The sequence below is a fragment of the Marinobacter persicus genome (assembly GCF_002934325.1).
Lineage (GTDB): Bacteria > Pseudomonadota > Gammaproteobacteria > Pseudomonadales > Oleiphilaceae > Marinobacter > Marinobacter persicus_A.
In genome coordinates this window covers 16,546-43,098 of sequence record NZ_PTIV01000029.1, presented here as the reverse complement: position 1 = coordinate 43,098, position 26,553 = coordinate 16,546, and the positions used below count along the sequence as shown (strand labels likewise).

22 protein-coding genes and 1 tRNA gene are annotated in these 26,553 nt (G+C 57.6%); 10 read left to right on the top strand and 13 right to left on the bottom strand.

What is annotated here, in order from left to right; all coding sequences use genetic code 11:
* Positions 1–189 precede the first annotated feature (189 nt).
* Together BY454_RS13680 and BY454_RS13675 are read left to right on the top strand one after the other, a co-directional pair.
* Positions 190–759 (top strand): hypothetical protein, encoded by a 570-nt coding sequence (locus tag BY454_RS13680; protein WP_146082718.1) that lies wholly within the window; start codon positions 190–192, stop codon positions 757–759.
* Positions 747–1,127: a hypothetical protein gene (locus BY454_RS13675; RefSeq protein ID WP_104415935.1), complete on the top strand. Its 381-nt coding sequence runs from the start codon at positions 747–749 to the stop codon at positions 1,125–1,127. The genes BY454_RS13680 and BY454_RS13675 overlap by 13 nt, the downstream gene beginning before the upstream one ends.
* A gap of 24 nt (positions 1,128–1,151) precedes the next feature.
* On the opposite strand, the gene BY454_RS13670 is transcribed toward BY454_RS13675, so the two are convergent.
* Positions 1,152–1,481 (bottom strand): thioredoxin family protein, encoded by a 330-nt coding sequence (locus BY454_RS13670; RefSeq protein WP_104415934.1) that lies wholly within the window; start codon positions 1,479–1,481, stop codon positions 1,152–1,154.
* A gap of 139 nt (positions 1,482–1,620) precedes the next feature.
* On the opposite strand from BY454_RS13670, the gene BY454_RS13665 reads away from it, so the two are divergent.
* On the top strand, positions 1,621–1,959 hold the full coding sequence (locus BY454_RS13665; RefSeq protein ID WP_104415933.1) for a hypothetical protein: 339 nt from the start codon (positions 1,621–1,623) through the stop codon (positions 1,957–1,959).
* A 704-nt stretch (positions 1,960–2,663) separates the two neighbouring features.
* On the opposite strand, the gene BY454_RS17150 is transcribed toward BY454_RS13665, so the two are convergent.
* The 3 genes from BY454_RS17150 to BY454_RS13645 all read right to left on the bottom strand — a co-directional run bounded on the left by BY454_RS17150 (position 2,664) and on the right by BY454_RS13645 (position 5,917).
* Positions 2,664–3,965 (bottom strand): methyl-accepting chemotaxis protein, encoded by a 1,302-nt coding sequence (locus tag BY454_RS17150; protein ID WP_104415931.1) that lies wholly within the window; start codon positions 3,963–3,965, stop codon positions 2,664–2,666.
* Positions 3,966–4,086: 121 nt separating this feature from the next.
* Positions 4,087–4,163 (bottom strand) — tRNA-Pro (locus BY454_RS13650).
* A gap of 110 nt (positions 4,164–4,273) precedes the next feature.
* Positions 4,274–5,917, bottom strand: coding sequence for an FMN-binding glutamate synthase family protein (locus BY454_RS13645; protein ID WP_104415930.1), 1,644 nt, complete (start codon positions 5,915–5,917; stop codon positions 4,274–4,276).
* A gap of 193 nt (positions 5,918–6,110) precedes the next feature.
* Here BY454_RS13645 and BY454_RS13640 point away from each other — a divergent pair, with 193 nt between their 5' ends.
* Positions 6,111–7,700 (top strand): BCCT family transporter, encoded by a 1,590-nt coding sequence (locus BY454_RS13640; protein WP_104415929.1) that lies wholly within the window; start codon positions 6,111–6,113, stop codon positions 7,698–7,700.
* Positions 7,701–7,762: 62 nt separating this feature from the next.
* On the opposite strand, the gene BY454_RS13635 is transcribed toward BY454_RS13640, so the two are convergent.
* From BY454_RS13635 to BY454_RS13625, 3 genes are read right to left on the bottom strand one after another with little or no spacing between them, the layout of a single operon-like run.
* Positions 7,763–8,710 (bottom strand): alpha-L-glutamate ligase-like protein, encoded by a 948-nt coding sequence (locus BY454_RS13635; RefSeq protein WP_104415928.1) that lies wholly within the window; start codon positions 8,708–8,710, stop codon positions 7,763–7,765.
* Position 8,711: 1 nt separating this feature from the next.
* Positions 8,712–10,229: an inactive transglutaminase family protein gene (locus tag BY454_RS13630; protein ID WP_104415927.1), complete on the bottom strand. Its 1,518-nt coding sequence runs from the start codon at positions 10,227–10,229 to the stop codon at positions 8,712–8,714.
* Positions 10,226–11,029, bottom strand: coding sequence for an ATP-dependent zinc protease family protein (locus BY454_RS13625; RefSeq protein ID WP_104415926.1), 804 nt, complete (start codon positions 11,027–11,029; stop codon positions 10,226–10,228). The genes BY454_RS13630 and BY454_RS13625 overlap by 4 nt, the downstream gene beginning before the upstream one ends.
* A gap of 181 nt (positions 11,030–11,210) precedes the next feature.
* Here BY454_RS13625 and rmuC point away from each other — a divergent pair, with 181 nt between their 5' ends.
* Both rmuC and BY454_RS13615 read left to right on the top strand, forming a co-directional pair.
* Positions 11,211–12,887, top strand: coding sequence for a DNA recombination protein RmuC (gene rmuC, locus BY454_RS13620; protein ID WP_258075661.1), 1,677 nt, complete (start codon positions 11,211–11,213; stop codon positions 12,885–12,887).
* A gap of 142 nt (positions 12,888–13,029) precedes the next feature.
* Positions 13,030–14,544, top strand: a complete 1,515-nt coding sequence (locus BY454_RS13615) for a fumarate hydratase (protein WP_104415925.1) — start codon at positions 13,030–13,032, stop codon at positions 14,542–14,544.
* Between the two features lie 36 nt (positions 14,545–14,580).
* Here the strand turns inward: BY454_RS13615 and BY454_RS13610 are convergent, their stop codons facing one another.
* Complete coding sequence (locus tag BY454_RS13610) at positions 14,581–14,904, bottom strand: MGMT family protein (RefSeq protein WP_104415924.1); 324 nt, start codon at positions 14,902–14,904, stop codon at positions 14,581–14,583.
* A 112-nt stretch (positions 14,905–15,016) separates the two neighbouring features.
* Between BY454_RS13610 and BY454_RS13605 the strand changes: the two genes are divergently transcribed.
* From BY454_RS13605 to gspD, 4 genes are all read left to right on the top strand, one after another.
* Positions 15,017–15,526, top strand: a complete 510-nt coding sequence (locus BY454_RS13605) for an FxsA family protein (protein WP_104415923.1) — start codon at positions 15,017–15,019, stop codon at positions 15,524–15,526.
* Between the two features lie 192 nt (positions 15,527–15,718).
* Positions 15,719–16,006, top strand: a complete 288-nt coding sequence (groES, locus tag BY454_RS13600; protein WP_091702145.1) for a co-chaperone GroES — start codon at positions 15,719–15,721, stop codon at positions 16,004–16,006.
* Positions 16,007–16,080: 74 nt separating this feature from the next.
* Positions 16,081–17,733: a chaperonin GroEL gene (groL, locus tag BY454_RS13595; protein WP_104415922.1), complete on the top strand. Its 1,653-nt coding sequence runs from the start codon at positions 16,081–16,083 to the stop codon at positions 17,731–17,733.
* Between the two features lie 169 nt (positions 17,734–17,902).
* On the top strand, positions 17,903–19,840 hold the full coding sequence (gspD, locus tag BY454_RS13590) for a type II secretion system secretin GspD (protein ID WP_104415921.1): 1,938 nt from the start codon (positions 17,903–17,905) through the stop codon (positions 19,838–19,840).
* Positions 19,841–19,861: 21 nt separating this feature from the next.
* On the opposite strand, the gene BY454_RS13585 is transcribed toward gspD, so the two are convergent.
* The 5 genes from BY454_RS13585 to BY454_RS13565 form a co-directional block, all read right to left on the bottom strand.
* Positions 19,862–21,856, bottom strand: coding sequence for a M48 family metallopeptidase (locus BY454_RS13585; RefSeq protein ID WP_104415920.1), 1,995 nt, complete (start codon positions 21,854–21,856; stop codon positions 19,862–19,864).
* An 11-nt stretch (positions 21,857–21,867) separates the two neighbouring features.
* On the bottom strand, positions 21,868–22,455 hold the full coding sequence (locus BY454_RS13580; RefSeq protein WP_104415919.1) for a LemA family protein: 588 nt from the start codon (positions 22,453–22,455) through the stop codon (positions 21,868–21,870).
* A gap of 23 nt (positions 22,456–22,478) precedes the next feature.
* The gene (locus tag BY454_RS13575) at positions 22,479–24,539 is read right to left on the bottom strand and encodes a putative bifunctional diguanylate cyclase/phosphodiesterase (protein ID WP_104415918.1); all 2,061 of its coding nucleotides are present in this window, start codon (positions 24,537–24,539) and stop codon (positions 22,479–22,481) included.
* Positions 24,540–24,759: 220 nt separating this feature from the next.
* Positions 24,760–25,338 carry a superoxide dismutase [Fe] gene (sodB, locus tag BY454_RS13570; protein ID WP_104415917.1) on the bottom strand — a complete coding sequence of 193 codons (579 nt, stop codon included), beginning with the start codon at positions 25,336–25,338 and terminating at the stop codon, positions 24,760–24,762.
* Positions 25,339–25,423: 85 nt separating this feature from the next.
* The gene (locus tag BY454_RS13565) at positions 25,424–26,539 is read right to left on the bottom strand and encodes a 5-(carboxyamino)imidazole ribonucleotide synthase (protein WP_104415916.1); all 1,116 of its coding nucleotides are present in this window, start codon (positions 26,537–26,539) and stop codon (positions 25,424–25,426) included.
* Positions 26,540–26,553: the final 14 nt, after the last annotated feature.

Here is a 26,553-nt window from a genome sequence, read left to right as displayed (position 1 = left end):
CGGTTTCATAATCCCAGGATGCGACGTAGAGTTGCCGCTCAGGATCAGAAGTTATCAGCCGTTTTAAAACCGTCCGTGGAAACGGGGTAGAACCCGAGTCTACGTTGCCCACTTACGGTCGAACAGACGAAGGCGTTGCGTCTTTACTACTCCGAGTACCTCGCTCATCTTGTCTCGGCAACTGAGCTGTTGCTGGAGAAAGAATACCCGCATCGAAAAGCATTCAAGAAACTTCTTGAGGAGCAGTTTGTATTTGAGGAGTATCCAGATGGTAGTGCTAACTACTCATTTGTTCGGGAACTTCGTAACAGCGTAGTACACCGCGTCTATGACATCACTTCTGCTGCCCACGTTGAGGGCGATCTGCTATTAGTCATTGCACCACCCTCAGTAACTAATAGAGGTGGATCTAAGATATATCAAGGTCTCGGCTATTACCTGCTAGAGGTGATTGCCAAATGTGAAAGCGTTATCGGTCCAGTCATTGCGAGGCACTTGTCGGAAGTGGGGCTTCTTAGCGCTTCCGTAGAGCCGGACCAAGCCGTTGATGAAGCAAAAGAGTCTATAGAGGCATCTCATGCTATGCCTCCTTGGGCTAAGGAGCTGGCATTTGGCAGCCTCGACCAAGTAGATTTTACCGAGGTGCGGCTGGCTCAGATCGACGCTCTCGTCAGGATTCTGAACACCAATGGACTTCAGGAAGGTAGCATCCAACAAGGCGCTCCATCCGCAGGAGGAGAAAAGCGATGCCGGAAATGATGAAATGGATCATCTTTCCCGTGTTGGCTTTTCCTGCTCTTGGGTTAGCTGAGGCTGAGTCGGAATTTAATTTGTGCTCATCCTACGTGGAAAAATCTGAAGTTGGGGCGCCGTCAGATCTTGGCTGGCCGGTTTTCGTGAAGTTGACCGAGGTCGGTACCACGAGTTTGGCGGCATTCAAGGAAGCAAACACCGGCAAAGAGATTCGAATTGTTGTCGGTCGTCGCGAGTTCTCTAGGGCGACAGTGTGGGTGCCAGTTCCCAGTGGAAATTTACATGGGATGTTCAACTCCCAGGAAGTTGCTACCGATTGGCAACAAACTTTAGCAAGCGGGCTGCCGGCAGCCCCGTGCGGGGCAAGGAATTGAGGGTGCCTGCTATTGACCTTGGCGTCACCCCTGGAGAATTTTGACCATCGCATCTTCGATCTCGCTGCTTCTTTCCGGGCGGACGACCCGTGCCATTTCTTTGCCATCCTTCAAGAAAATCAGAGTCGGCCAAAGCTTAACGCCAAACGTTCGCCCCAATCTGCGCCCTTTTCCATCCTCAACCTTCACATGCGGAATGTCTGGGTGATTGTCCATTGCCGTCTTGATGTGCGCCTGCGCGCCCTGGCAGATCCCGCACCAGTTGGTGCCGAATTCGATCACCATTGGACCCGTGTTCTGGTCCAGTTCATCACGGCTCTGGGTTTCTGGTGTGTATTGTCTGGTGTATGACATGGTGTCTCCTCTTATGGTTATCGGAAATGATGGCGCTTGAGTCTGGCTGATTTGCTCAATATTTAACCTCATCACAGATTCGATATTAATTCATGGTTAGCATTGCCATATCGATCAAACTCCACGCAGGGGTCATGTGATGAAAAAACAGATCTGCGCTTCACTTTTTGCTTTGGTGGTTGCTTGTGCATCCCAGGGCGTTGTGGCTGAGGAGCGGGGTCTGCCCGCAGAGGGCATGAAATCGGACGTTGCTTTCGCTGGCTCAGGGCCGGGCGTTGGCGCTATGGGTTTGGAAACCCGCACCCGCGATGATGCGCTTCAGGAAGGGCAGGCTGTTGCAAGCGTGCAATTTCGGCACGGTGCCGTCTTTTTTGGGGGCGAGGCGCGTTACCAGGCTACCGCTGAAGATCGGCTTGGGGCTAGAGGCTGGGACGCCGATAATTTGCGTGTGTTGCTCAAAGTGGGCGTGAATCTCTAGTAAACCAGGCCCTGCTGATGCCCCAGCTGTTGAATGAAATCTGACCACCGAAATATCTTCTCTAACCCGACAAGTTATCCGGCTCCCCGCCATCTCCCGTATCGCCTTCCTTGCCACTCCGCAGATATCCCGTTATGACCATGCTCGGTACAACGTGCCTTGTTGAGCTACATTTATGGGTAAGGATGCCACGGAATCGGGTGTCTTCAGTGAGGCCAAGTCGTCATCAATACAATACCAGCCCAACAAAAATGGAAAGGGGGAGTTGTATGAAGTTCTTGCTGGCACTGGGTGTTATTGCGGTCATTGTGTTCGCGGTGCTAAAGATGAAGCCCAAGGGGGGTAACAGGAAAAACCGGGATAAACAGTCGCGTAAACGCGTCGGTCAAGTAGGGGCCGGTAACGGCCAGTCCGCCTTCAGTGCCACTACAATCGTTCCGGGAAAGAGTGCCTGCCAGGCAGCACGGGACTTACAAGGCAAGCTCTTTCTGGACAGTGAACTCAATGTGCCCAAATTACCCCTGCAGGAATGTACCCAGGTTCAGGACTGTCATTGTAGATACAGTCACCAGGGTGATCGGCGTACGGATGAGGGGGATCGGCGCGCCCATACACTAGAGACCGAGCTTTATCCTGTTGCTGAAGGCGAGGACAGGCGAGAGCTAAAGCGGGGGCGCAGGTCTACTGATTAAACTTCGGTATCGCTAATTTCCTATCCTTTCAATTGCCTCAAGAACCGCATTGGCGCCATCACGGATCTCGGCAATCACGCCTTCTGCGGCGCGTGATTGCTGACGGCCTTCCACGGCGACATCCAGAACGTCGGTGATCTGCTTTTCCACGCCCCCGGACAGTTCCAGAATGGTGTGAATCACCTCGGCAATTTCGTCGGTGGCCTCGCTGGTATTCGCCGCCAGTTTACGCACCTCATCAGCAACCACGGCAAACCCTCTGCCGTGTTCGCCGGCCCGGGCGGCCTCAATGGCTGCGTTGAGTGCCAGCAGGTTGGTTTGGTCGGCCACGCCGGAAATGGTATCCACCATTTTCTCGATGCTCTGGGAACGTTCGTTCAGCTCGCCAATAATGTTGTTGGCCTTGTTCACGCCGGTTTCAATGGTTTCGGCGGTTTCTTTCGATTGCTGCAAGGCCTGCTCAGCTCGGCCGATGATGCTGACGGTCTGGCTGGCTGTGGACGATGCCACGGCGGCGGCGTCCTGGGTCTGAATGGCCTTTTCCACCCGATCAGTGATGTCACTGGCAAATTTCACCACTTTTTCCACTTCGCCGCGCTCGTTAAGAACCGGGTTATAGCTGGCTTCAAGCCAGAGGTCAGAGCCATCGGCCCGGCGACGATGAAAGTGCCCATTTTGATATTCGCCGGCGGACAGCTGCTGCCAGAAATCCGGATTTTCCCGGTAGAAGTCGTCATCACAAAAAATGCGGTGGTGTTTGCCGCGAATGTCATCAAGACGATAACCAATGGTCTGGAGGAAGTTGTCGTTGGCTGTGATGATCGTGCCATCCGGCTCAAACTCGATGATTGCCATGGAGCGGTTGATGGCCGTAAACATTGCGCGCTGGTCACGTAAACGGTCGTGCTCGGGAGTGACATCGCTGGCAATTTTCAATATCCGTTCAACCTGGCCCTGGTCATCTTTAACCGGAATGTAGGTGGCTTCCAGCCATATCTTTCTTCCATGGTTGTCACGACGGGGAAAGGTATCTGATTGGGAGTGGCCTGCCCGCAGGGCATCCCAGAAGTCGCGATAAGCTTGGGAAGTGACGGTGTCCTGGTCGCAGAAAATGCGGTGGTGCTGTCCCTGCACCTCGTCCCGCGCGTAACCCACCACATCAAGAAACAGGTTGTTTGCATCGAGAATGAAGCCGTCGGGCGTGAACTCGATGGTTGCCACTGAACTGTGGATGGCCCTGGTAACGGCCTCGCTCTCACGGGCTCGGTCCTGGCAGTCGGCAATTTCCTGTTTCTTTTTCTCGGTCATGAACATAGAGATGTCTCTCAGGGCTTGGCTGGTTTGTTCATCACCTTGTACGTTGCATTCTGTCTACTGGTTTTCTGGAAACAAAAAAGGCCAATCCCGAAGGATTGGCCTTTCTCGTATTTCTGATTGGTCGGGACGGCAGGATTTGAACCTGCGACCCTCTGCACCCCATGCAGATGCGCTACCAAGCTGCGCTACGCCCCGTTAACATCGCAAGCGCTGAAAAAGAGGTTTCTTTCAGCGGCTTAGCGGGAGCGAAGTCTACACTAGCTTTGGGCGAAAATAAACATCCCTGTGCAGCTTTTTGTTGGTGTTCAGCGCAGCTTGGTTTTACGTAATTCCTGTATGAACCGCGGGGGTTCGAAGTTGTGGGGATCTGCCTCGCGCCAGTATTTGTCGTAGAGGGCCACGCCGGTCTGGCCTTCCAGCAGGGAGCCGGGCTCCAGGAAGGGGAAGAGGTCCAGATAGCTGTGGACTTCGGTCTTCGAGACGCGGCGAATGATGTTCTCCGGCCCCAGTTCCGAGGGGTGGTTCAGCCCGGAGGCTTCAAGCAGGTTCTTGAGGGCATCCAGGGTCTTGTTGTGAAAATTATAGACCCGCTCGCTTTTCAGTGGCACGTCCAGCTTGCTGCCACGGCGCGGGTCCTGGGTGGCCACGCCGCTGGGGCAGCGCCCGGTATGGCAGTTCAGTGCCTGTATGCAGCCCAGGGAGAACATGTAGCCGCGGGCGGAGTTGCACCAGTCCGCGCCCAGCGCCAGGGTGCGGGCGATGTTGAACGCGGAGGTGATCTTACCTGCCGCGCCAATGGCGATGTCTTCCCGCAAATTGGTGGCCACCAACGTGTTGTGGACCAGCAGGAGTGCTTCGGTCATCGGCGTGCCCAGTCGGTTGATGAACTCCAGAGGCGCCGCGCCAGTGCCGCCTTCGCCACCATCCACGACAATGAAATCCGGCCTTTTGCCCGTTTTCAGCATGGCTTTGACCAGGGCAAACCATTCCCATGGGTGGCCGATTGCCAGTTTAAAGCCCACTGGCTTGCCGCCCGAAAGTTGTCGCAACCGGTCCAGAAAATCCATCAGCTCCAGCGGTGTTGAAAAGGCCGAGTGGTGGGCGGGCGAGATGCAGTCTTCACCAGGCTCAACGCCACGGGCCTCGGCGATTTCTTCGCTCACCTTGGCGCCGGGCAGAATGCCGCCGTGGCCGGGCTTGGCACCCTGGGAGAGTTTTACCTCGATCATTTTCACCTGATCCAGGGTGGCGTTTTTCTGGAATTTCTCTTCGCTGAAGGTGCCGTCGGGGTTTCGGCAGCCGAAATAGCCGGAGCCGATTTCCCAGACCAGGTCACCACCCGGTTTACGATGGTAACGGGAAATCGATCCCTCGCCGGTGTCGTGATAGAAGCCACCTTTTCGCGCGCCGGTATTCAGGGCCAGGATGGCGTTGGCGGAGAGCGAGCCGAAGCTCATGGCGGAAATATTGAACACGCTGGCGTTGTAGGGTTTCTCGCAGTTTTTGCCAATCAGTATCCGGAAATCACTGTCAGGAATTTCAGTGGGAGCCATGGAATGACTCATCCATTCGAAACCCTCTTCGTACATGTGTAACTGGGAGCCGAAAGGCCTTTTGTCGAGAACATCCTTAGCGCGCTGGTAGACGATAGCGCGCTGCTCTCGGGAAAACGGACGCTCTTCGGTATCGGACTGAATGAAATATTGACGGATTTCAGGGCCAACCGATTCAAACAGGTATCGGAAATTGGCCATGATGGGGTAGTTACGGCTGACGGTGTGGCGGCGCTGGAGAAGGTCCCGGGTGCCGATGGCTGTCAGGATGGCGAAGATCAGGGGGAAAACATAGCCGGCATCCATCCAGATGGTAACCGGCAGTGAAATCACAAGGCCCGCTATGCTGATTGCGTAGGCCGAGTAGCGTAGCGGGAAGGTTGTGGTTTTCGCCATGGAGACTCCTTTGCTTCTGGCGGAATTTGGCTATGCTCAATATGTTAAACGATTGTTCGTTTTTTTGATGTTTTGAGATCAAAGTAATAGCATTGCGCGCTTGTAACGTTTGAATGCCAATCATAACGACAAGAAATCCGAACTCATATTCAGATGTGCAGAGAAATCACACCAAAACCAGGAGGCTCATAACGTGGGCGAGGTAGTGAAAGACGAATATCAGACGGATTACGTCGCAGGCCAGGATAATATTAATCCGTTTGGCCTGGATCTCCACAACTGGGTTTTCCCAGTGTCTGCCATTATTGTGGTGCTGTTTGTTGTCGGCACCCTGATGTTCCCGGCTCAGTCCAAAGAAATGTTGGATGGCGCGAAGTGGGACATTATTGCCAGCTTTGACTGGTTTTTCCTGCTCAGTGCGAACATCTTTGTGATCGTCAGTCTCGCGCTGATCTTCTTGCCAGTGGGTAAGATCCGCCTTGGCGGGCAAGATGCGAAGCCTGAGTTTTCAACGATGTCCTGGTTTGCCATGCTGTTCGCAGCAGGCATGGGCATTGGCTTGATGTTCTGGGCCGTCGCAGAACCTGTCGCCTATTACACAGGCTGGTACGAAACCCCATTTAATGTGGCACCAAACTCCCCGGCAGCGCAGGACCTTGCCATGGGGGCGACCATGTACCACTGGGGTCTGCATCCCTGGGCGATCTACTCGATTGTGGCATTGTCTCTTGCGTTCTTTGCGTTCAACAAGAACATGCCACTGACCATCCGTTCGGCCTTTTTCCCGCTCCTGAAGGACAAAGTCTGGGGCTGGCCTGGCCACATCATCGATGTGCTGGCGGTAGTTGCGACCATTTTTGGTCTGGCAACGTCTCTGGGCTTCGGCGCGCAGCAGGCGGCATCGGGCCTGGATTACCTGTTTGATCTTGGATCAGGCACCAACATTCAGATGGCCATCATTGTCGGCGTTTCTGCCGTGGCTCTGGTTTCCGTGCTTCGCGGTCTGGATGGCGGCGTTAAGGTGTTGAGTAACATCAACATGGCCACCGCTGGCGTGCTGCTGTTCTTCATCATCTTTGCCGGTCCGACAATGACGATTCTGGAAACACTCTGGACAACGGGTTCTTCCTATGTGGCGAACGTTGTGCCGCTGAGTAATCCGTTTGGTCGCGAAGACGAAGCCTGGTTCCAGGGCTGGACTGTCTTCTACTGGGCCTGGTGGATTTCCTGGTCACCGTTCGTAGGTATGTTTATCGCGCGGGTTTCCAATGGCCGTACGGTCCGTGAATTTGTGACTGCGGTATTGATCATCCCGACCTTGATTACCTCTGTGTGGATGAGTGGCTTTGGTGGTACTGCCCTGGAGCAGATTCAGCAGGGTGTCGGGACGCTGGCTGAAAATGGCCTGACTGAAGTGTCTCTGGCGACGTTCCAGATGTTCGAGCATCTGCCACTGACGGGCATTATTTCCTTCGTGGGGATTATCCTGGTGTTGGTGTTCTTCGTGACCTCTTCAGACTCTGGTTCGCTGGTCATTGACAGCATTACCGCCGGTGGCAAGACCGACGCCCCGACCGCTCAGCGGGTGTTCTGGGTGGTTATGGAAGGCGCCATCGCCGCAGCGCTGATTTTCGGTGGCGGTGAAGACGCCCTTGGCGCAATCCAGGCGGTTGCCATCAGTGCAGGGCTCCCGTTCACGGCGATCCTGCTGGTTATGACCTGGGGGCTGCTGAAAGGCCTCTCTCACGAGAGGAAGCTGCTGTTGCAGCGTGGCGAGCTCTAATCGTGACCAGGTAGTGAAAAAAACCGGGGCTTTCGAGCCCCGGTTTTTTTATGCCATGACGCTTAGCTTTGGTCGAACGTGGTCATGGCGTATTGAGCCCGTTCGGCCGGGCTGAAGTGCAGGCGCTTGAGGCTTTCGATATGTTTCAGGCGAGGTAGCAGGCCGCAGCCATTGGCCATCTGGATGGCCAGGCCCGGGCGGGCATTAAGTTCCAGCAGCAACGGCCCCTCTTTGGCGTCCACCACCAGATCCACCCCCATGTAGCCCAGCCCCGTTGCTTCATAGCAGCGCGAAGCCATTTCCAGCATGGTTTCCCAGTCTTCAATGCGAATGTTTTCCAGTGCCAGGCCAGTGTCCGGGTGGAGGATGGCCGGGCGGTTGAACTGAACGGCGTTCAGGCTGTTCCCGGTTCCAATATTCAGGCCCACGCCAATGGCCCCCTGGTGCAGGTTGGCTTTGCCGTCGGAGGCCTTGGTGGCCAGTCGCAACATGGCCATGACGGGGTAGCCCTGAAAGACCACAATGCGGATGTCCGGCACCCCCTCGAAGGAGTATCGCGCGAGTGACGGAATGCACTGCACGAGGCTTTCGACAATGGCGACATCGGGCGTGCCGGCCAGGGAATAGAGCCCTGCCAGAATGTTGCTCAAATGGCGCTCCAGTACTTCCGAGGATTCGCGGGCGCCGGAGCCCTTGATGAATTCGTCCCCGTCGCGACCGGAGATAACCGTGATGCCCTTTCCGCCGGAGCCTTTGGCCGGTTTGATGGCAAAACCATCCAGCTCGCTGGCCATTTCACGGAAATGGGAAATCTCGTGCTGCTGGCGAACCACCTGGAGCAGCTTGGGGGTTTTAACGCCGTATTCCCGTACCGCAAGCTTTGTTCTCAGCTTGTTGTCCACTAATGGGTACGACGAGCGTTCGTTGTACCGACCAATGTAATCGACATTGCGCCGGTTCATGTTCAACATTCCGAGCCTGTTCAGCCGGCGGGCGGAAATCCAGCTCATATCACTCGTAGGCCTTCATGGGTGAAAAACGACGCAACTCACTCAGCTTGTAGCCGGTGTATTGACCCATTAACAGGATCAGGCCCAGCACCACCAGATGGAGTTCCGGGAAGTTGAACGTCAGGTGTCGTGACAGAGGCGCATCCATGGCCAGGAAGGCAAGAATGGCGACGATCAGGCTGCCGGACCCTTGAATCATGACTTCCCGGGCCCCTTCCTCCTCCCAGAGAATGGACATGCGCTCGATGGTCCAGGCCAGGATCACCATGGGAAAGAAAGTGATGGTCATGCCGGTGTTAAAGCCCATCTGGTAGCCGACAATGCTCAGCCCGGCGGTGATGAAAATCACCAGGATGATGAGTGCCGAGATCCGGGATACCAGCAGAAGGTTCAGGCTGGAGAGATACCCACGGAGCAGCAGGCCGATGGCAACCACCGAGAGAAAGGCGATCAGCCCGGGCAGAAGCGTGGTCTGCACAAAGGCGATGGCAATCAGCACGGGCATGAAGGTCCCGGACGTGCGGATGCCGACAATGATCCGCATGAACGCGACGATCAGGGCACCCAGCGGGAGCAACATCAACATGCGGAACATGCTTTGCTCTTCAATCGGTAACTGGTAAAAGCCCAGCACGCCCAGGCCGTTTTTGTTGGCCTCCATGGTCGCCAGTTGCAGCGCCGGCAGGGTCTGGCGCAGCATTGAGAAGCTGACTTCCGAATTGTCACCACCAACCACATCCAGCAGCGATTCCGAGCCCTGGCGCCAAAGCAGCAGGTTGCCCGGCACGCCCTGTTCTCCGGTGCGCGGGTCAAAGGTCAGCCATTGGCTGCCGTCGTAAATCTGGAGAAAGGGAATCAGGTGCTGGCGGCGTCGTGCGTCTTCCAGGCGCAGGCCGTCGGCGGTACGGGCCGGGATGCCTGCGTGGTTGAGTATGCGCCCGAGCATGGGTATCCGGTTGTTCTCCGATACCAGCAATGCGGCGTTCTGGGTCTGGCTGTCGGGCTGGAGTAGGCGGATCAGTTCCCGGGTGAAGCTTTCGGGGCTGCTGGACCGCTCCCGCGCCTGGTCAATGAGCTCCTGTACGGCGGTGGCCTCTGGTTCTTCCCAGAATTCGTTGCTGGCCTGCGGTGCCTGCTCAGGGATCGAGGCCGGGCGAGTCTGATCTGGAACAAACTGCGCCTTGAAATAGAGCGTCTGTGGCCCGGAGACATTGCGTTTGGTCCATTCCGCCCGGCGACTTCCAGAATTATCCAGAATCGAGAAGCCATAGCCGGGGGAGGCGGCCTGTTCGGTCAGGATGCCGAACCCGGGTGGGTCCTGGGGTATGTGAAGGCTGACTTTGGCGGCCTCCCCGAGGCCCTCAAAGTCCACGCGCGCCTCAATCATCCAGACGGGACGCTGCTCTCCGGTCATCCAGGGTACGCCAAGTTCCAGGTGGCGCCAGACGGCAATGGCAATCCCTGCCGCAATCAGCAGCAGGACGAAAGCGTAGAAAGGAACTCGGGATTTCGCCGTCATTCGGCTTCTCCACCATTGTTGGTCTCCAGATAGGAGGAAGGTAGTTCGGTGGCGAATTCCTTGCCGACGTCAATCAGCATCACGTCCCGCAGAATGTTTCGTCCAATGAGTACGTCGTAGGTCAGATTTTTTCGGTTGGCGAGGGTAAATTCCGCCACCTGGTGATGGTCTCCGATGGCAAACTGCAATTCCACGACCACCCGGTGCTCAGCTTCTTCGGAGTTGGCCTGGATGATTCGTACCCAGCGTGACACTTCTTTTTCCAGGGTGACCCAGGATTCGGAGTTTTCACCAGGTACCGGAACATCAAACCGGACCCAGTTGTTCCCGTCCCGCTCAAAGGGCTGAACGTTACGGGCATAGATGGACGATGTTTCGGCGCCGCTGTCGATTCGGGCGTTGTATACCAGCCCCGGCCCCGCCAGATAGAATTTTTCCAGTTCACCCACAATCAATTTGCCTTCCAGTCGCGCAGACTGTTCACTCTTGGCCAGGGCGGCTTTACATACCGGAGTTTCCTCGGGAGGCGGGCAGTTGGGCTTTTCCACCTGGGTGGCAATGGCATCCAGAATGGTTTGGGTGGACTGGGCGTTTTTGTTTAAAAGCTGCTCATGGCGGGTGGCAGCGTTTTCTTCCATGGTAACCAGCGTCGCTCTTTGGGCACTGACGGATTGCTGAACGCTTTCAAGGTTGTTCTTCGGCACCATCAAGTAGCGGTCTGCCGTGCAGCCGGTGAGAAAGACAAGCAGTGCCGAGGCAATCAGGAAACGCGAGCGGGAGCGAGTTGGTCTATACCCCATGAATACCCTCTGAAACGACCGTAAAGATGCGAGTGTGGTCCGTGGATGTGTTGTTAAACGAGCGGGCAAGTATACTACAGGCTTCAACCCCAATGAGTTTACAGATGGTTAAGGCGCTCTGGATGACTGTATTACTACTAAGTCCAGGTGCTTTGGCCAGCTTGAGGAGTTTTGACCAGTGATGGAGGCATTGAGCCAGGCAATGGTGGCAAACCCGGCCGGGATGGCGGGATGGTTTTTGGTTCTGGGGGCGGCGACTGTGCTGGCGCTGGGTGGTTTTGTTTGGGCCGTGCTGGCCCAGAAACGTGAGCGCCAGCAACGGTCCGCGGGCGAGGCAGCCCTGGCAGAAGCCCGAGATCAACTGCAGTCGGCACAGCAGGCCCAGGCATTGCACGATCAGCAAACCCGGCATCTCGAAGGTTTGCTGGAGGAGCAGAGAAGCCGGGCGGGCCAGTTGGAAGAAACCATTGAAAGCTGGCGCCAGAAAGCGGCGGGTCTGGAAAACCGTCTGGCGGCGGCGGATTCGGACCTGGCGGCGCGCCGTGAGCGTATCGACCGGCTGGAGCAGGAGGCACAGGCCCATCGCAACAAAGCCGATTCCCTGGCCTCGGAGTTGGGGCAGGTTCAGGTGGAGCTGCGGGAACAGCAGGTGACCCTGGACAAAGAGCGCCGCGCCGCCAACGAAAAGCTGGAGCTGCTGGAGAAAAACCGGGACGCCCTGAAGCAGGAATTCGAGAACCTGGCCAACCGCATCTTCGACCAGAAAAGCGAGAAATTCAGCCAGCAGAGCAAGACCAGTCTGGATTCATTGCTCGCGCCGTTCCGTGACCAACTGCAGGATTTCCGCAAGCGGGTGGATCATGTCTATACCAGCGAAAGCAACGACCGCCAGGCCCTGCGCAGTGAGATCAAATCCCTGCAGGAGCTGAACCGCCAGATCACCGAGGAAGCCTCCAACCTCACCAGGGCCCTGAAAGGTGACAAGAAGATTCAGGGCAACTGGGGCGAGCTCATCCTGGAGCGCGTGCTGGAGCGCTCCGGGCTGCGCAAGGGCGTGGAATACGAGACCCAGGGCAGCTATCGTGACAGCGACAACCAGCTGCTGCGCCCGGACGTGGTGGTGCACCTGCCGGATCACCGGAACCTGATTATTGATTCGAAAGTGTCCCTGCTGGCCTACCAGGAGTGGGTCAACACCGAGGACGAAGCCCTGCGGGAAGATGCCCTCAAGCGCCACGTGGAGGCGGTTCGCAGCCACATCCGCACCCTTAGCGAGAAGGACTACAGCCAGCTCAACGGCCTGCACTCGCCGGATTTCGTGTTGCTGTTCATGCCCATTGAACCGGCCTTCGTGGCTGCGTTCCAGCAGGACGAGAACCTGTTCGCCGAGGCCTTCGAGCGCAAGATCATCGTGGTGACGCCCACCACCTTGCTGGCCACGCTTCGCACCATCGAGAACATCTGGCGCTACGAGCGCCAGAGCCAGAACGCGAAGAAAATCGCCGAACGGGCCGGCGCGGTGTACGACAAGTTGCGGGTGTTTGTGGAGTCCATGGAGCGCCTTGGCGGCCAACTGCACACCGCCCAGGGCACCTACGACGCCGCCATGAACACCCTGACCCGGGGCCGGGGCAACCTGATTTCCCAGGCCAACCGTTTTGTGGAGCTGGGAGTTCGGGTCAAAAAGGAGCTGCCCAAGGGTATTGTGGACCAGGCCGAAGTGGATGCTGACGAGATAGAAGAGACTGCCGAAGAGCCGTCAGCGGTTAAGGAGCCATCAGCCCATAAGGAGCCATCAGCGGATAAAGAGCCATCAGCCGATACGGAAACGCCCTCCACGGAACGCCAGGAAAGCTGACCACCGGAGCGTTCTTTCGCTTCGCCTTCTGTCGCATCACGCGCCTGTCGGAATTTCTGGTAAACTCTCGCTTCTTTATTAAAGATCGGAGCTGCCATGCGGCTCCGAGACTTCCTACAATCAGAAAGCTGATGAGGCGACTATGACCACCGTTATCCGCCAGGACGACCTGATCGAAAGCGTAGCCGACGCGCTGCAGTTCATCTCTTATTACCATCCGAAAGATTTCATCGACGCCGTACACGAGGCCTACCAGCGGGAAGAATCCCAGGCCGCGAAAGACGCCATGGCCCAGATCCTGATCAACTCGCGCATGTGTGCCCAGGGCCACCGCCCGATCTGCCAGGACACCGGCATCGTGACCGTGTTCGTGAACATCGGTATGGATGTGAAATTCGAGTGCGATCAGCCGCTGGATGACGTGATCAACGAAGGCGTACGCCGCGCCTACACCCACCCGGACAACGTACTGCGTGCGTCTGTGCTGGCCGATCCGGACGGCAAGCGCCAGAACACCAAGGACAATACACCGGCCATCATCCACTACAAGATGGTGCCGGGTAACACCGTGGAAGTTCACGTGGCGGCCAAGGGCGGCGGTTCTGAAGCCAAGTCCAAGTTTGCCATGCTGAACCCGTCCGACGACGTGGTGGAGTGGGTACTGAAGATGGTGCCGCAGATGGGTGCCGGCTGGTGTCCGCCGGGCATGCTGGGCATTGGTATTGGCGGTACCGCCGAGAAGGCGATGGAACTGGCCAAGGAATCCCTGCTGGACCCCATCGACATCCACGACCTGCAGGCCCGTGGCGCCTCCAACCGTGCTGAAGAGCTGCGCCTGGAGCTGTTCGAGAAAGTGAACGAGTTGGGCATCGGTGCCCAGGGCCTGGGCGGTCTGACCACCGTTCTGGATGTGAAGGTCAAGGACTACCCGACCCACGCCGCCAACAAGCCGGTGGCCATCATCCCGAACTGCGCCGCGACCCGTCACGCGCATTTCACCCTGGATGGCACAGGTCCGTCCCTGCAGACGCCGCCAAGCATTGAAGACTGGCCGGAAATCACCTGGGAAGTGGGCGAGAACGTACGCCGCGTGAACCTGGACACCGTCACGCCGGAAGACGTGAAAGACTGGCAGCCGGGTGAAACCGTTCTGCTGTCCGGCAAGATGCTGACCGGCCGTGACGCGGCCCACAAGAAGATGGTCGACATGATCCAGAACGGCGAAGAACTGCCGGTGGACCTGACTGGTCGCTTTATCTACTACGTGGGCCCGGTTGATCCGGTGGGCGAAGAAGTGGTTGGCCCGGCTGGCCCCACCACCGCCACCCGCATGGACAAGTTCACCCACACCATGCTCGAGAAGACCGGCCTGACCGGCATGATCGGCAAGGCCGAGCGTGGCCAGGTGGCCATCGACTCCATCAAGGAATTCGGAGCTGTTTACCTGATGGCCGTGGGCGGCGCAGCGTACCTGGTGTCCAAGGCCATCAAGGACGCCAAGGTTGTGGCCTTCGAAGAGCTGGGTATGGAAGCCATCTACGAGTTTGAGGTGGAAGACATGCCGGTCACCGTGGCCGTGGATTCCCGTGGCAGCTCCGTGCACCAGACCGGTCCGGTCGAGTGGCACGAAAAGATCATCGCCGCCAAGGCGGTCTGATCGGCTGACTGCATCAGTGCAGCCCTGGGCAACCGCTCAGGGCTGCCACTGAAAGTCCTTCATTCTTACCCTTCCTTTAATCACCTCAACTCCTTCCATCCGTAGCTTCTCGGTTTGCAGCTGACGCGCTTCCGTGCCTTCCCCGAAGGCAATCTGGCCATTGCTGCGAATCACCCGATGCCAGGGGATGCTGTGCCCGCCGGGCAACCTGCCCAGGGCCCGACCCACAAACCGCGCCTGCCGGCCAAGGCCCGCCATGGCTGCGACCTGGCCGTAGCTGGCCACGCTTCCTTCCGGAATCGCCGCTACCACCTGCCATATTTTCTGCTCCCGGGAGGGTTCTTGCTCGAAGGTATCCATTTATTACCTGTGTGTTATTCGTCGGTGCCTTCCTTGAACTTTCACGGTTTGCCCTAACCAAGTTATCAGGTAGTTTTATTTCTACGTGTCTGAGCGAGTTACAGGAGGCATCTTGCCCGTTTTCCTTTTCCTTTTCATTATCATGCCCGTCACCGAGCTGGCGGTGCTGATTCAGGTCGGCAGTGTGATTGGTGTGATGAACACCATCGGGCTGGTGCTTCTGACCGCCGTTGTCGGTGCCTGGCTGCTGCGCCAGCAGGGCCTGGCAACCCTGCTGCGTGCCAATGAGCGCCTGAACAGTGGTGAACTGCCTGCCAAGGAGGTGGCCGAAGGGCTGATTCTGGCGGTCGGCGGTGCCCTGTTGCTCACCCCCGGGTTCATCACCGACACCTTCGGTTTTCTCTGCCTGATTCCGGTGACCCGCCACTGGCTGGCGGCTAAGGCATTGAAGCGCATGACAACCACCAGCCGAGGGCAGGGCTTTCATTTCCAGGCCGGTTCCTTCCGCCAGGGGCCCTTTGGCGGCCAGAGCCCGTTTGACCGTGATGCCAACGGTGACATCATCGAAGGGGAATATGAAGAAGAGCCGGAAAAGGACCGCGATCGGATTGAAAAAAAGTAAAAAAATTTTTCAGGGCAGGTGTTGAAAACCGTTACCCCAACCCCATTTATCCTGCACGAGTTCGCTACGGGCTGAAAAGCACTGGCTATCAGCTGCTTGAGGCCCTGGCACATTGTCGGGCCTGTCCCGGTCCGGCGTTTTAACATGCAATTGTCATTGCCACATTAATCTGACTACTGGAGAAACAGAGCAATGAAAATTCGTCCGCTACACGATCGTGTTGTCGTACGCCGTAAGGAAGAAGAAGAGAAAACTGCGGGTGGCATCGTGCTGCCGGGTAATGCCAAAGAGAAGCCTTCCCAGGGTGAAGTTATCGCTGTGGGTAACGGCCGTATTCTCGACAATGGCGAAACTCGTGCACTGGCGGTCAAGGTGGGTGACACCGTGGTCTTCGGCCAGTTTGCCGGTAACACCGTGAAGGTTGACGGTGAAGAGCTGCTCATCATGAGCGAGAACGAAATCTACGGCGTGCTTGAGTGATCGCGAACGCGACAGGTACCAACGCTCATTAATCCGATCAAACAACTTCGGTTTAACGAACAGGAATAGGAAACATGGCAGCAAAAGACGTTAAATTCGGTGATAGCGCTCGTAAGCGCATGGTCGCAGGTGTCAACGTACTGGCGGACGCAGTTAAGGTAACTCTGGGCCCGAAAGGTCGTAACGTGGTGCTGGAGAAGTCCTTTGGCGCTCCGACAGTAACCAAAGACGGCGTTTCCGTGGCCAAGGAAATCGAACTGAAAGACAAGTTCGAGAACATGGGCGCCCAGATGGTGAAAGAAGTGGCTTCCCAGGCCAACGAAACCGCCGGTGACGGTACCACCACTGCGACCGTTCTGGCTCAGTCCATCGTTAACGAAGGCATTAAGGCAGTGACTGCCGGCATGAACCCGATGGACCTGAAGCGCGGTATCGACAAGGCGACTGCGGAAGCTGTTAAAGCCATCCGCGAAATGGCCACGCCGTGCAACGACAGCCGTAACATCGCCCAGGTTGGCACCATTTCCGCCAACGGCGACGAAACCATCGGCAAGCTGATCGCAGACGCCATGGAGCGTGTGGGTCAGGAAGGCGTGATCACCGTTGAGGAAGGTCGCAGCCTGGAAGACGAGCTGGACGTGGTTGAAGGCATGCAGTTCGACCGCGGCTACCTGAGCCCGTACTTCATCAACAACCAGGACAACATGTCTGCCGAGCTGGATGACCCGTACATCCTGCTGGTCGACAAGAAGATCTCCAACATCCGCGAGCTGCTGCCGGTGCTGGAATCCGTCGCCAAGGCTGGCAAGCCGCTGCAGATCATCGCCGAAGACATCGAAGGCGAAGCACTGGCCACTCTGGTAGTGAACAATATGCGTGGCATCGTGAAGGTGAACGCAGTTAAAGCACCTGGCTTCGGTGACCGTCGCAAGGAAATGCTGCAGGATATCGCCATTCTGACTGGTGGTACTGTGATTTCCGAAGAAGTGGGCCTGACCCTGGAAAACACCACCCTGGATGACCTGGGTACCGCCAAGCGCGTGAACGTCACCAAGGAAAACACCACCATCATCGGCGGTGCTGGTGCCGAGGCTGACATCGAAGCGCGTGTTGAACAGATCCGCAAGCAGATCGAAGACAGCACCTCTGACTACGACAAAGAGAAGCTGCAGGAGCGCGTTGCCAAGCTGGCCGGCGGTGTTGCCGTGATCAAGGTGGGCGCTGGCTCTGAAGTGGAAATGAAAGAGAAGAAGGCCCGCGTTGAAGACGCGCTGCACTCTACCCGCGCTGCCGTTGAAGAAGGCATCGTAGCCGGTGGTGGTGTAACCCTGATCCGCGCCATCCAGGCACTGGAGAAGGCCGACGCCATCAACGAAGAGCAGAAAGCCGGTGTCAACATCCTGCGCCGTGCCATGGAAGCTCCGCTGCGCCAGATCGTATTCAACGCAGGTGGTGAGTCCTCCGTGGTTGTCGCCAAGGTTCGCGAAGGCGAAGGTTCCTTCGGCTACAACGCTGCTACTGAAGAGTACGGCGACATGCTGGAAATGGGTATCCTGGACCCGGCCAAGGTCACCCGCTCTGCACTGCAGGCGGCTGCGTCCGTGGCTTCCCTGATCATCACGACCGAAGCCATGGTTGCTGATGAGCCGGAAGAAGAAGGTGCCGGTGGCGGTATGCCGGACATGGGTGGCATGGGCGGTATGGGAGGCATGGGCGGCATGATGTAATGCCGGCCAGTCTCTCTGGAGTCGGCTAGTTCCGGCTCCAGCCTGACACCTTGAAACCCCGTATCGGCTCGCCGGTGCGGGGTTTTTTATTGGCGGCCCGGCGGCGAGGGCAGAGGACCGGTGCTATAGTTCGGGAAGCAATGCTCCGGTTTCAGGGACTCTTTGCCAGATGAAAAAACATCAACGCTGGTTCACCCGCACTGTCCTTTGCGCCCTGTTTTTGTTGTTGATGTCGTCGGCCCAGGCCCAGGAGGAAACCTGGCAGATTAACCTCCGGCAGGCGGACATCCGGGCGTTTATTACCCAGGTGGCCGATATAACCGGTCGCAGCTTTGTGGTGGACCCTCGCGTCACCGGCCAGGTGACAGTGCTTTCCAGCACACCCATGACAAAGGATGAAATCTACGAACTGTTCCTTTCCGTGCTTAATGTCCATGGTTACGTTGCCATTCCCGGGGCAGAGGTCACCAAGATCCTTCAGGAAGTGGATGGCAAGCAGTCGGGCAAGCCCCAAACCAACGTCGAACCCATACCCTCGGAGCAACTGATCACCCGTGTGATCAACGTGGAGTACGCGTTGTCGCAGGAACTGGTGCCGGTGTTGCGGCCCCTGGTGGCCGAGTATGGTCACCTCGCGGGTGTTCCCCGGACCAACGCCCTGATCATTAGCGACCATCGAGCCAATATCGAGCGTATCGAACAGATCGTCCGGGAACTGGATTCGCCGCCGAAGTACGAAGTCGATGTCATTCAGCTTGAGGAAGCCTGGGTGGGAGACATGGTTACCCTGCTGCAGGAGCTGGCGCCGGGAGAGCTGGGTAGTGGCGGTGGAAATACTGCCACGGGCAAGTACAGCGTAACGGCGGATGAGCGCAGTAACCGGCTGATTCTCCGGGGTGACGAAAACTTTCGCAAGAAGATGCGCGGCTTGATTCAAAAGTTGGATCAGCCCACCGCGACGGGCGGAACCACCAAGGTAGTTCGGCTGAAACACGCCGACGCGGTAAACCTGACCGAGATTCTCAAGGGCGTCATGGGCGAGTTATTGAAAGAAAATGGTTCCGGGGCCTCCGAGGGTCAGCCCGGCAACAGTTTTGCGGTTTTTGCCGACGAGGGACTTAATGCCCTGGTGTTGCGGGGGGATCCTTCATTGATGCAGGAGGCAGAGGCCATCGTGGCCCAGCTGGATGTTCGCCGTGCCCAGGTGATGATTGAAGCCGCGATTGTCGAGATCAGCGATGAACTGGGAGACCAGCTTGGGGTCCAGGTCGGGGCTTTGGATGAGTCATCCGATGCGGGACCGATCGTGGGAACGAACCTGGCCACCGGGCCCGGTATGCTGGGCCTGAACTCCGTCATCAGCGCCTTGGTGGGCGACACGCTACCACAGCTTGGAGGAGGGCTTACCGCTGGCGGAGGCAACCGGGATGAGAACGGTCTGACCTGGGGGGTGCTGATCCAGGCGCTGTCGTCCTCCGCCGCCGCCAACCTGTTGTCAACGCCCAGCATTATCACACTGGATAACCAGGAATCCGAAATCATCGTCGGCCAGAACGTTCCCTTCCGGACTGGTGAAACCATCGTAAACGGCGATGGCACCACCAACCCCTTTACCACGATCGAACGCCGGGACGTCGGCCTTTCCCTCAAGGTTACCCCCACCATCAGCGCCGATGGCCTGGTGCGGCTGGTGGTGGAGCAGACCACCGAAGACATCGCCACGACCAATGTGGCCGGTGCCTCGGATCTGATCACCAACAAGCGTGAGATCAAGACGACGGTGCTGGCGGATGATGGGGAAACCGTGGTGCTGGGCGGTTTGATCCGTGATGATCTTCAGATCAATAAGAGTAAGGTGCCGCTGCTAGGGGACATTCCGGTACTCGGTCGCCTGTTCTCCTCGGAATCAGAAACCCGGGTGAAACGGAACCTGCTGGTGTTCCTGCGCCCGACCATCATGCTGGGCAAGGAAGAGGCCAGCGCGGCCACCAGTGAGAAGTTCAACCGTCTGTGGGACGTCAGCCTGGAAGTTCGGGAAAAGCTGGGCCTGCCGGACAAGGATGACCAGCCCACCGTTGATATGTTGTTTGAAGGGCGGCGCGACTGACGCCGCTGCCGCCACGAGTGGTCACAGCGGCGGCATGGGGCTGTCCAGTTGGTCCGCCACCAGGCGCATCAACTCATATTCCTTGACGGCCACTTGGCCATCATGGGTCACGCAGTGGGCGCAGGCGTCGATCACCGCTGGCTTCAATAGGGGTGACAGCCGATTTAATCGAGCCAGGGCCTGGTGCAATTCCTTCAGGGAAACACTGGCCGGCACTTCAGCCTTTTCGGCTCGAACGCTAAAGCCCGCCATGGCCTCATGAAAGAGTTTTTCCGCTTGCTCCCGGGACTCCGTGCCAGCACGGGCAAACAGACCCAGCAGGCGCTCCAGATCCGTAACCACGGGCTTGTACTTTCGGTACTGCACTGGCACGGCCCGCTCTGCATCGTCTCCCAGGTGTCTTTCCAGGAAACTGATCAACGACAACTCGAACAGGCTGATGCGCTGGTCCGCCGCAGCCAGCTTGCGCACATTGGCGATCAGTTGGCGACGTTCTTCCGGGTCCAGCTTGCGCAGGGCTGGCATGGCCAGTTCCAGGACCGGGAAACGCACGCCGTCACCCAGGCTTTGCAGCCCCTCGATCAGCTTTTGGGCCAGCTCCTGGCGGGGAGCCAGGGAAGGGTGGTCGGGCAGCAGGGCCAGGTTGTCAGTCTGTGAGGTTTTGGGGAGATGGTACACCAGCAGGGCATAGCACAGCTGGATGGCCCCGGTGCGGGTGTACAGAAGAGTCCGGAACGTGGCCGGTAGCTGGCTCAGCCATTGTATGGCGAAAGCTTCGCTTTGCCTTGATACCGTGCCTACCCGGCGCGACAGGGTAGGGGCGCCTCGGTCGGCTGTTGGCTCTTGAGGCGCCCTGGCGGCCACCGGAGACAACCGGCTGGCGCTGGCAATCGGACTGGTAACCTGGCTGACCAGATCACTTACCCGGGTGCTGGCTTCGCCGGCCAGGTCCTGGCGCAGGTTTGCCGAGGGCTCGGTATCGCGCAGGCGGCTGCGAAGGCGCGCCACCAGGCCCGGCTGAATGGCGTTGATACGTTCCTCAATGGGCGGGTGTGAGGCGAGCATTGAGGTAAACTTCATGCGCGCGGATTCGCCGAAGCACATATGGTTCATGTCGCTGGCGTGGCTTGTGGAATCCAGGTAGCCGCCTTTCATGCCGATCTTGAAGAGTGCGCCGCCTATGCCTTCGGGGTTGCGGGTAAACTGGACCGACGAGGCGTCGGCCAGCATCTCCCGCTGGCGGGAGACCGCTGCCTGTATCAAACGGCCGAAAAAGACACCAACATACCCGATGATTAACAAGGCCAGGCCAATGAGCCCCATGGCAGCCTGACCACGGCTGTCCCGGCTACTGGAGCGAAAGCGTCGGCTGCCCGAGCTGTAGAAGCCCGCCCGCAGCAGGAACTGGCCGATCTGACCGATCATCAGGATGCCGGCGAGCAGGGCGATCAGCCTGACGTTAATGCGCATGTCGCCATTGAGAATATGGCTGAACTCGTGGGCGACCACGCCCTGCAGTTCGTCCCGGTTCAGTTGTAAAAGGGCGCCGTGGGTCACCACCATGATCGCTTCGCCGCTGCTGTAACCGGCGACAAAGGCGTTAATGCCTGGCTCCTGCTCCATAACGTACAGGTCAGGAACCGGGACGCCGCTGGCGATGGCCATTTCCTCAACAATGTTACGCAGTTGGCGTTCGTCGGAATCCCGCGTGTCTGGCTCTATAAGACGCGCGCCCACCATTTTTGCGACCCGGGAGCCACCGCCGGCCAGGTCGGCCCACCGGATCATTGAGCCAATGCCGATCAGGCCAACCACGCTGCCGGCGGTAATCAGGCCATGATTGGACAATAACCAGTGGTGGAACGGCAGGTAGGAGTCTTCGCCCCGGGTAATGAAGTAGCCCAGCAGGCACACCGCCAGAGTGATCAGTGTGACTGCGGTGGTAAATAGGGCGGTGAGCACACCGGTGTTGCGCCGGGCATGGGCCTGGCGCTCAAAAAAGCCTGGATTTGCCATGGATCAGGCCTTCAGAAACTGACTTTCGGGGCCTGACGGGCTTCCGGGGTTTCCAACTGCAGTTGCGCCCGGTCTTTGAACGCGAACATGCCGGCAATGATGTTGTTGGGGAATTTCTCGCGGAAGATGTTGTAGTGCATCACGCCGTCATTATAGGCCTGGCGAGCAAAGGACACCCGGTTCTCGGTGCTGGAGAGCTCTTCCATGAGATCCTGAATGGTTTGGTCCGCCTTCAGCTCCGGGTAGTCTTCGACCACTGCGTTGAAGTTGGCGAGGGCTTTGGTCAGCATGTTCTCGGCACTACCCAGGCGCTGCATTTTGTTGCCATCGCCGGGATCCTTGGCCGCGTCTTTTTGGGCGCTGACGGCGTTGTTTCTGGCTTCCATGACCTGGGTGAGGGTGGACTTTTCATGTTCCAGATACGCCTTGGCCGATTCCACCAGGTTGGGAATCAGGTCATGGCGGCGCTGCAACTGCACATCAATCTGCGCAAAGCCGTTCTTGAACTGGTTTCGTAGCGAGACCAGACGGTTGTAGATGACGACGAGGTAGATAACGACAACGGCAATAACTGCAAGGCCGATGACTGTGGTTTCCATGTTGATTCCCCGGTGGTTGGTTTTTAGCTGTGATTATCCACGGTTTCAGCGTGGAAGGCTTTGACGAACCTCTCGAATTCCCTGGCAATGACGGGTTTGCTGTAATAGTAGCCCTGCCCAATCTGGCAGCCCCGCTCGTTCAGGTAGACCTCCTGTTCTTCCGTTTCAACACCTTCGGCGATAACGGTCAGGTTCAGACTCTTGCCCAGGTCAATGATGGTGTTGGCGATTCGGGTGTCGTCTTCGTTGTTCAGCAGGTCGCTAATGAACTGTTTGTCGATTTTCAGATACTGCACGGGCATCTGCTTGAGGTATGTCAGGGAGGAGTAGCCGGTGCCGAAATCATCCACCGCGATGCGAATACCGGCACGGTTCAGCTTGTGTAGCTTATCGACCGCGTCCTTGATGTTGGTCATGAAGCTGGTTTCCGTGACCTCCAGTTCGAGCTGGCTGGCGGAGAGCTTATGGCGTTTCAGCGTTTCCAGAATGTCGTTGACGATCGATTCCTGGCGCAACTGGACCGCTGACAGGTTCACGGCAATGCGTATGGGCGAGCCCTCACGGCTCCACTGGGCGGCCTGCCAGCAGGCCTGATCCAGCACCCATTGGCCAATCTCAACAATGGTGCCATTGGCTTCGGCAATGGGGATGAAGCGGTCCGGCGGGATGAGCCCTTTTTCCGGGTGCTGCCAGCGCAAGAGGGCTTCGGCACCCACCACGCGACTATTGGCGAGATTCACCTGCGGTTGGTACACCACGAACAGTTCGTGGTTGGGCAGCGCCAAAGCCAGCTCTTTCTCAAGCTGTTTCCGTTCACGGATGTCGTGGTCAATGCTGGCCACAAAGAACTGGAAGTGGTTATGACCGACCTGCTTGGCCAGGGCCATGGTCTGCTCTGCACTTTGTAGCAGGCGCTCACCGTCCTTGGCATCTGACGGGTAGAGGGCAATGCCAATGGTGGCCGTCATGGATACCCGGTGATTGCCGGAGTTGATGGGCGTGGAGAAGCTTGCCAGCACCTTTTCAGCCGTTTCAGCGGCCTGGAAGCCATCGCGCAGGCGTTTTTCCACGATCACGAACTGGTCACTGCCCAGGCGGGCCAGCATGAATCGTTCGGAGGACAGATTCGCCGTCAAACGGCTAGCCACGGTTTGCAGGATGGTGTCGCCGGTACGGAACCCACACTGTTCGTTGATCGATTTGAAGTCGTCGATGCCACAGACCATGAGTGCCATGGAGACAGACTGCGGGCTTGCCTCGCTGATCATTTCCTTCAGGTTGTCCATGAAGGTGTCGCGGCTGGGCAGGTTGGTGAGCTGATCGAAGCGCGTGAGTTGCGACGCCCGGTTTTCGGCTTCCTGGTGTTTCTGGTGGCTGTCGGCAATGGAGATCAGCAGGTTGTTGGTGGCATTCACCCACAGCCCCAGCTCATCGGCCCGGTGGCCTTTGGGGATGGAAATCAAGCGGTCATCGGGCTTATCTGGATCGACTTTTTTAACCGAGGTGACAATGCGGAGTAGTGGGCGTGTGAGCAGCAGATAGAAGACAAAATACAGCACCGTGCCGAGAATCAGGGCCAGGGCAATGCCAGACGCAAAGGTGACCACTGCCCGGTTTAACCATAGCTCGGCGTAGGGGGCTGTATCGTAATAGATATCCAGGTAGCCGTAGAGCTCGCCGGGGCGTGTGGTCAGTTCCAGGGGCTCATGATATCGGCGGATGGTGCCAAAAATCGGGTCGGTTACCGGGCGGAAGGCGGCATCCTGGAGCGGGCGTTGCCGGCTGGCCAGCTCTTGCCCGTCCGGGTGGGTAATTTGTACTCGGTGAATCGCATCCAGGGCAAACAGACCGTCCACAACCTGTCGGGCGAGCACCTTATCGATACTGAACACTGCCTGAGTGGCGGCGTCCCTGACCATGGTGACGGTTTGGTGTGCCTGATGCTCCAGTTCACTGGAAGCTCTTCTGGCGTCAATGACCACCTGGGCGGTACTGGCGAGTATGCCACCGAGCAGGGCGATCAGCATTATCCAGCGGAGAATGCGGTAGCCGAGTCGATGTTGCACTTCAAAATGTTTATGCATTCCGCCGTTCTTAATGACTCACACTGAATGTTGGTGTCGTGGTGATATTTGAGAGATTTGAGATTATCACGTTAACAAGTTGCAGAGTATGGACGAGTTTTTTTGCAACTTCATGGAGTTTGGTCGAATTTTTCTTTTTTGCGATAAAAAACACCCGCCGGGCGGGGCCCGACGGGTGTTTGGGTAGCAGTCGAAGCTGCTGTCAGCCAATGGCTGCTGATCAGGCCAGGTTTTCGTTCACGAAATCCCAGTTGACCAGATTCCAGAACGCTTCCAGATAGTTCGGACGGCTGTTCCGGTAATCGATGTAGTAGGCGTGCTCCCACACATCAACAGTCAGAACCGGCTTGTCTTCGCCTGTCAGCGGAGTTTCCGCGTTGCTGGTGTTGACGATGGCAACGCTGCCGTCCGCCTTCTTGACCAGCCAGGTCCAGCCAGAACCAAAGTTGTTGGCGGCCTTGTCGTTGAACTCTTTCTTGAAGTCTTCGAAAGAGCCGAAGGCCTTTTCGATGGCTTCCTTGGCGGGACCAGTCGGCTCACCACCGCCATTCGGAGCCAGGCAGTGCCAGTAGAAGGTGTGGTTCCAGACCTGAGCGGCGTTGTTGAACAGCGGGCCGCTGGCGCTCTTGATAATCTCTTCCAGAGATTTGTTGGCGTTGTCGGTACCTTCAATCAGACCGTTCAGCTTGGTCACGTAGGTGTTGTGATGCTTGCCGTAATGGTACTCCAGGGTTTCCTGGGAGATGTGCGGTTCCAGTGCGTTCTTTTCGTACGGCAATGCGGGAAGTTCAAATGCCATGAGGTCGTTCTCCCTGTCTCTCTGTTTTCGTGAATGTACGTCTCAGGAATATAGGGTTGGTTTGAGTTAAATCAACCCCTTGTTTTCATTTTCCTGTTAAGGAGCTTTCAAACTCCGGGCAACCGGGCAGAAACTGGGCGCAGTTTTTCACTCGCCACACCAGTTCTTCGTAGCTGTCCGCGAGGATGTTCACGTGGCCCAGCTTCCGGCCCGGGCGTTCGCCCTTGTTGTACAGATGAACATGAGCGTAGGGCAGTTCCAGGATTCGTTCAATGTCACCGTGTTCGCCGATGATGTTGATCATGCAACTGACACCGCGAGCCGCGACGTTACCCAGTGGATGGCCGCTGACGGCGCGAATGTGATTTTCGAACTGGCTGGTCATGGCGCCTTCGATGGTCCAGTGCCCGGAGTTATGGACGCGCGGTGCCATTTCGTTGGCCATCAGGCCTTCCGGGGTTTCGAACAGTTCGAGGGTCAGTACGCCGACGTAGTTCAGTTCGTTCAGCAGTGATTTGATGTAATCCTCGGCGTCGGCCTGCACGTGTGGTTGCAGTTGTGGTGCCGGGGCAATGGAGTAGCGCAGGATGCCTTCGTGGTGGGTGTTCTCCGCCATGGGGTAGAAGGCCAGTTCGCCGTCTTCCGCACGCACCGCGATAATGGAGACTTCCCGGGTAAAATTGACGAATTTTTCGACGATTACCCGCGGGTGGCCAATGGAGGCCCAGGCCTGTTCGGCCTCTTCCGGGCTTTTGAGCACGGCCTGGCCCTTGCCGTCGTAGCCTTCAGTGATGGATTTGGCTACCACCGGGCAGCCCAGTTCCTCGGCGGCTGATTTCAGGCTCTCGGCGCTGTCGGCAACCTGCCACTGTGGGGTGGGGATGCCAAGGCGGCCAAACAGGGTTTTCTCGGCCTCACGGTTCTGGCAGACCTCCAGGGCGCGAGGGCAGGGGTGTACCGGTTTGTGCTCGGCGAGCTTCTCGGCCACTTCCACGGGTAGGTGTTCGAATTCGTAGGTGACCCGGTCAACTTTGTTGAGGAAGTCGTCGAGCTGGGTGCCTTCGGGGTCGACAATGGTCTCGCCAATGCCGGCGCTGGGCTTGCCGGACATGTCGTAGAATACGAAATCTTTGGCCAGTGGATAGCCGGCCAGGGCCAGCATGCGGCCGAGTTGGCCTGCGCCTAGTACGCCAATTTTCATTCGGGGTCTCCTGC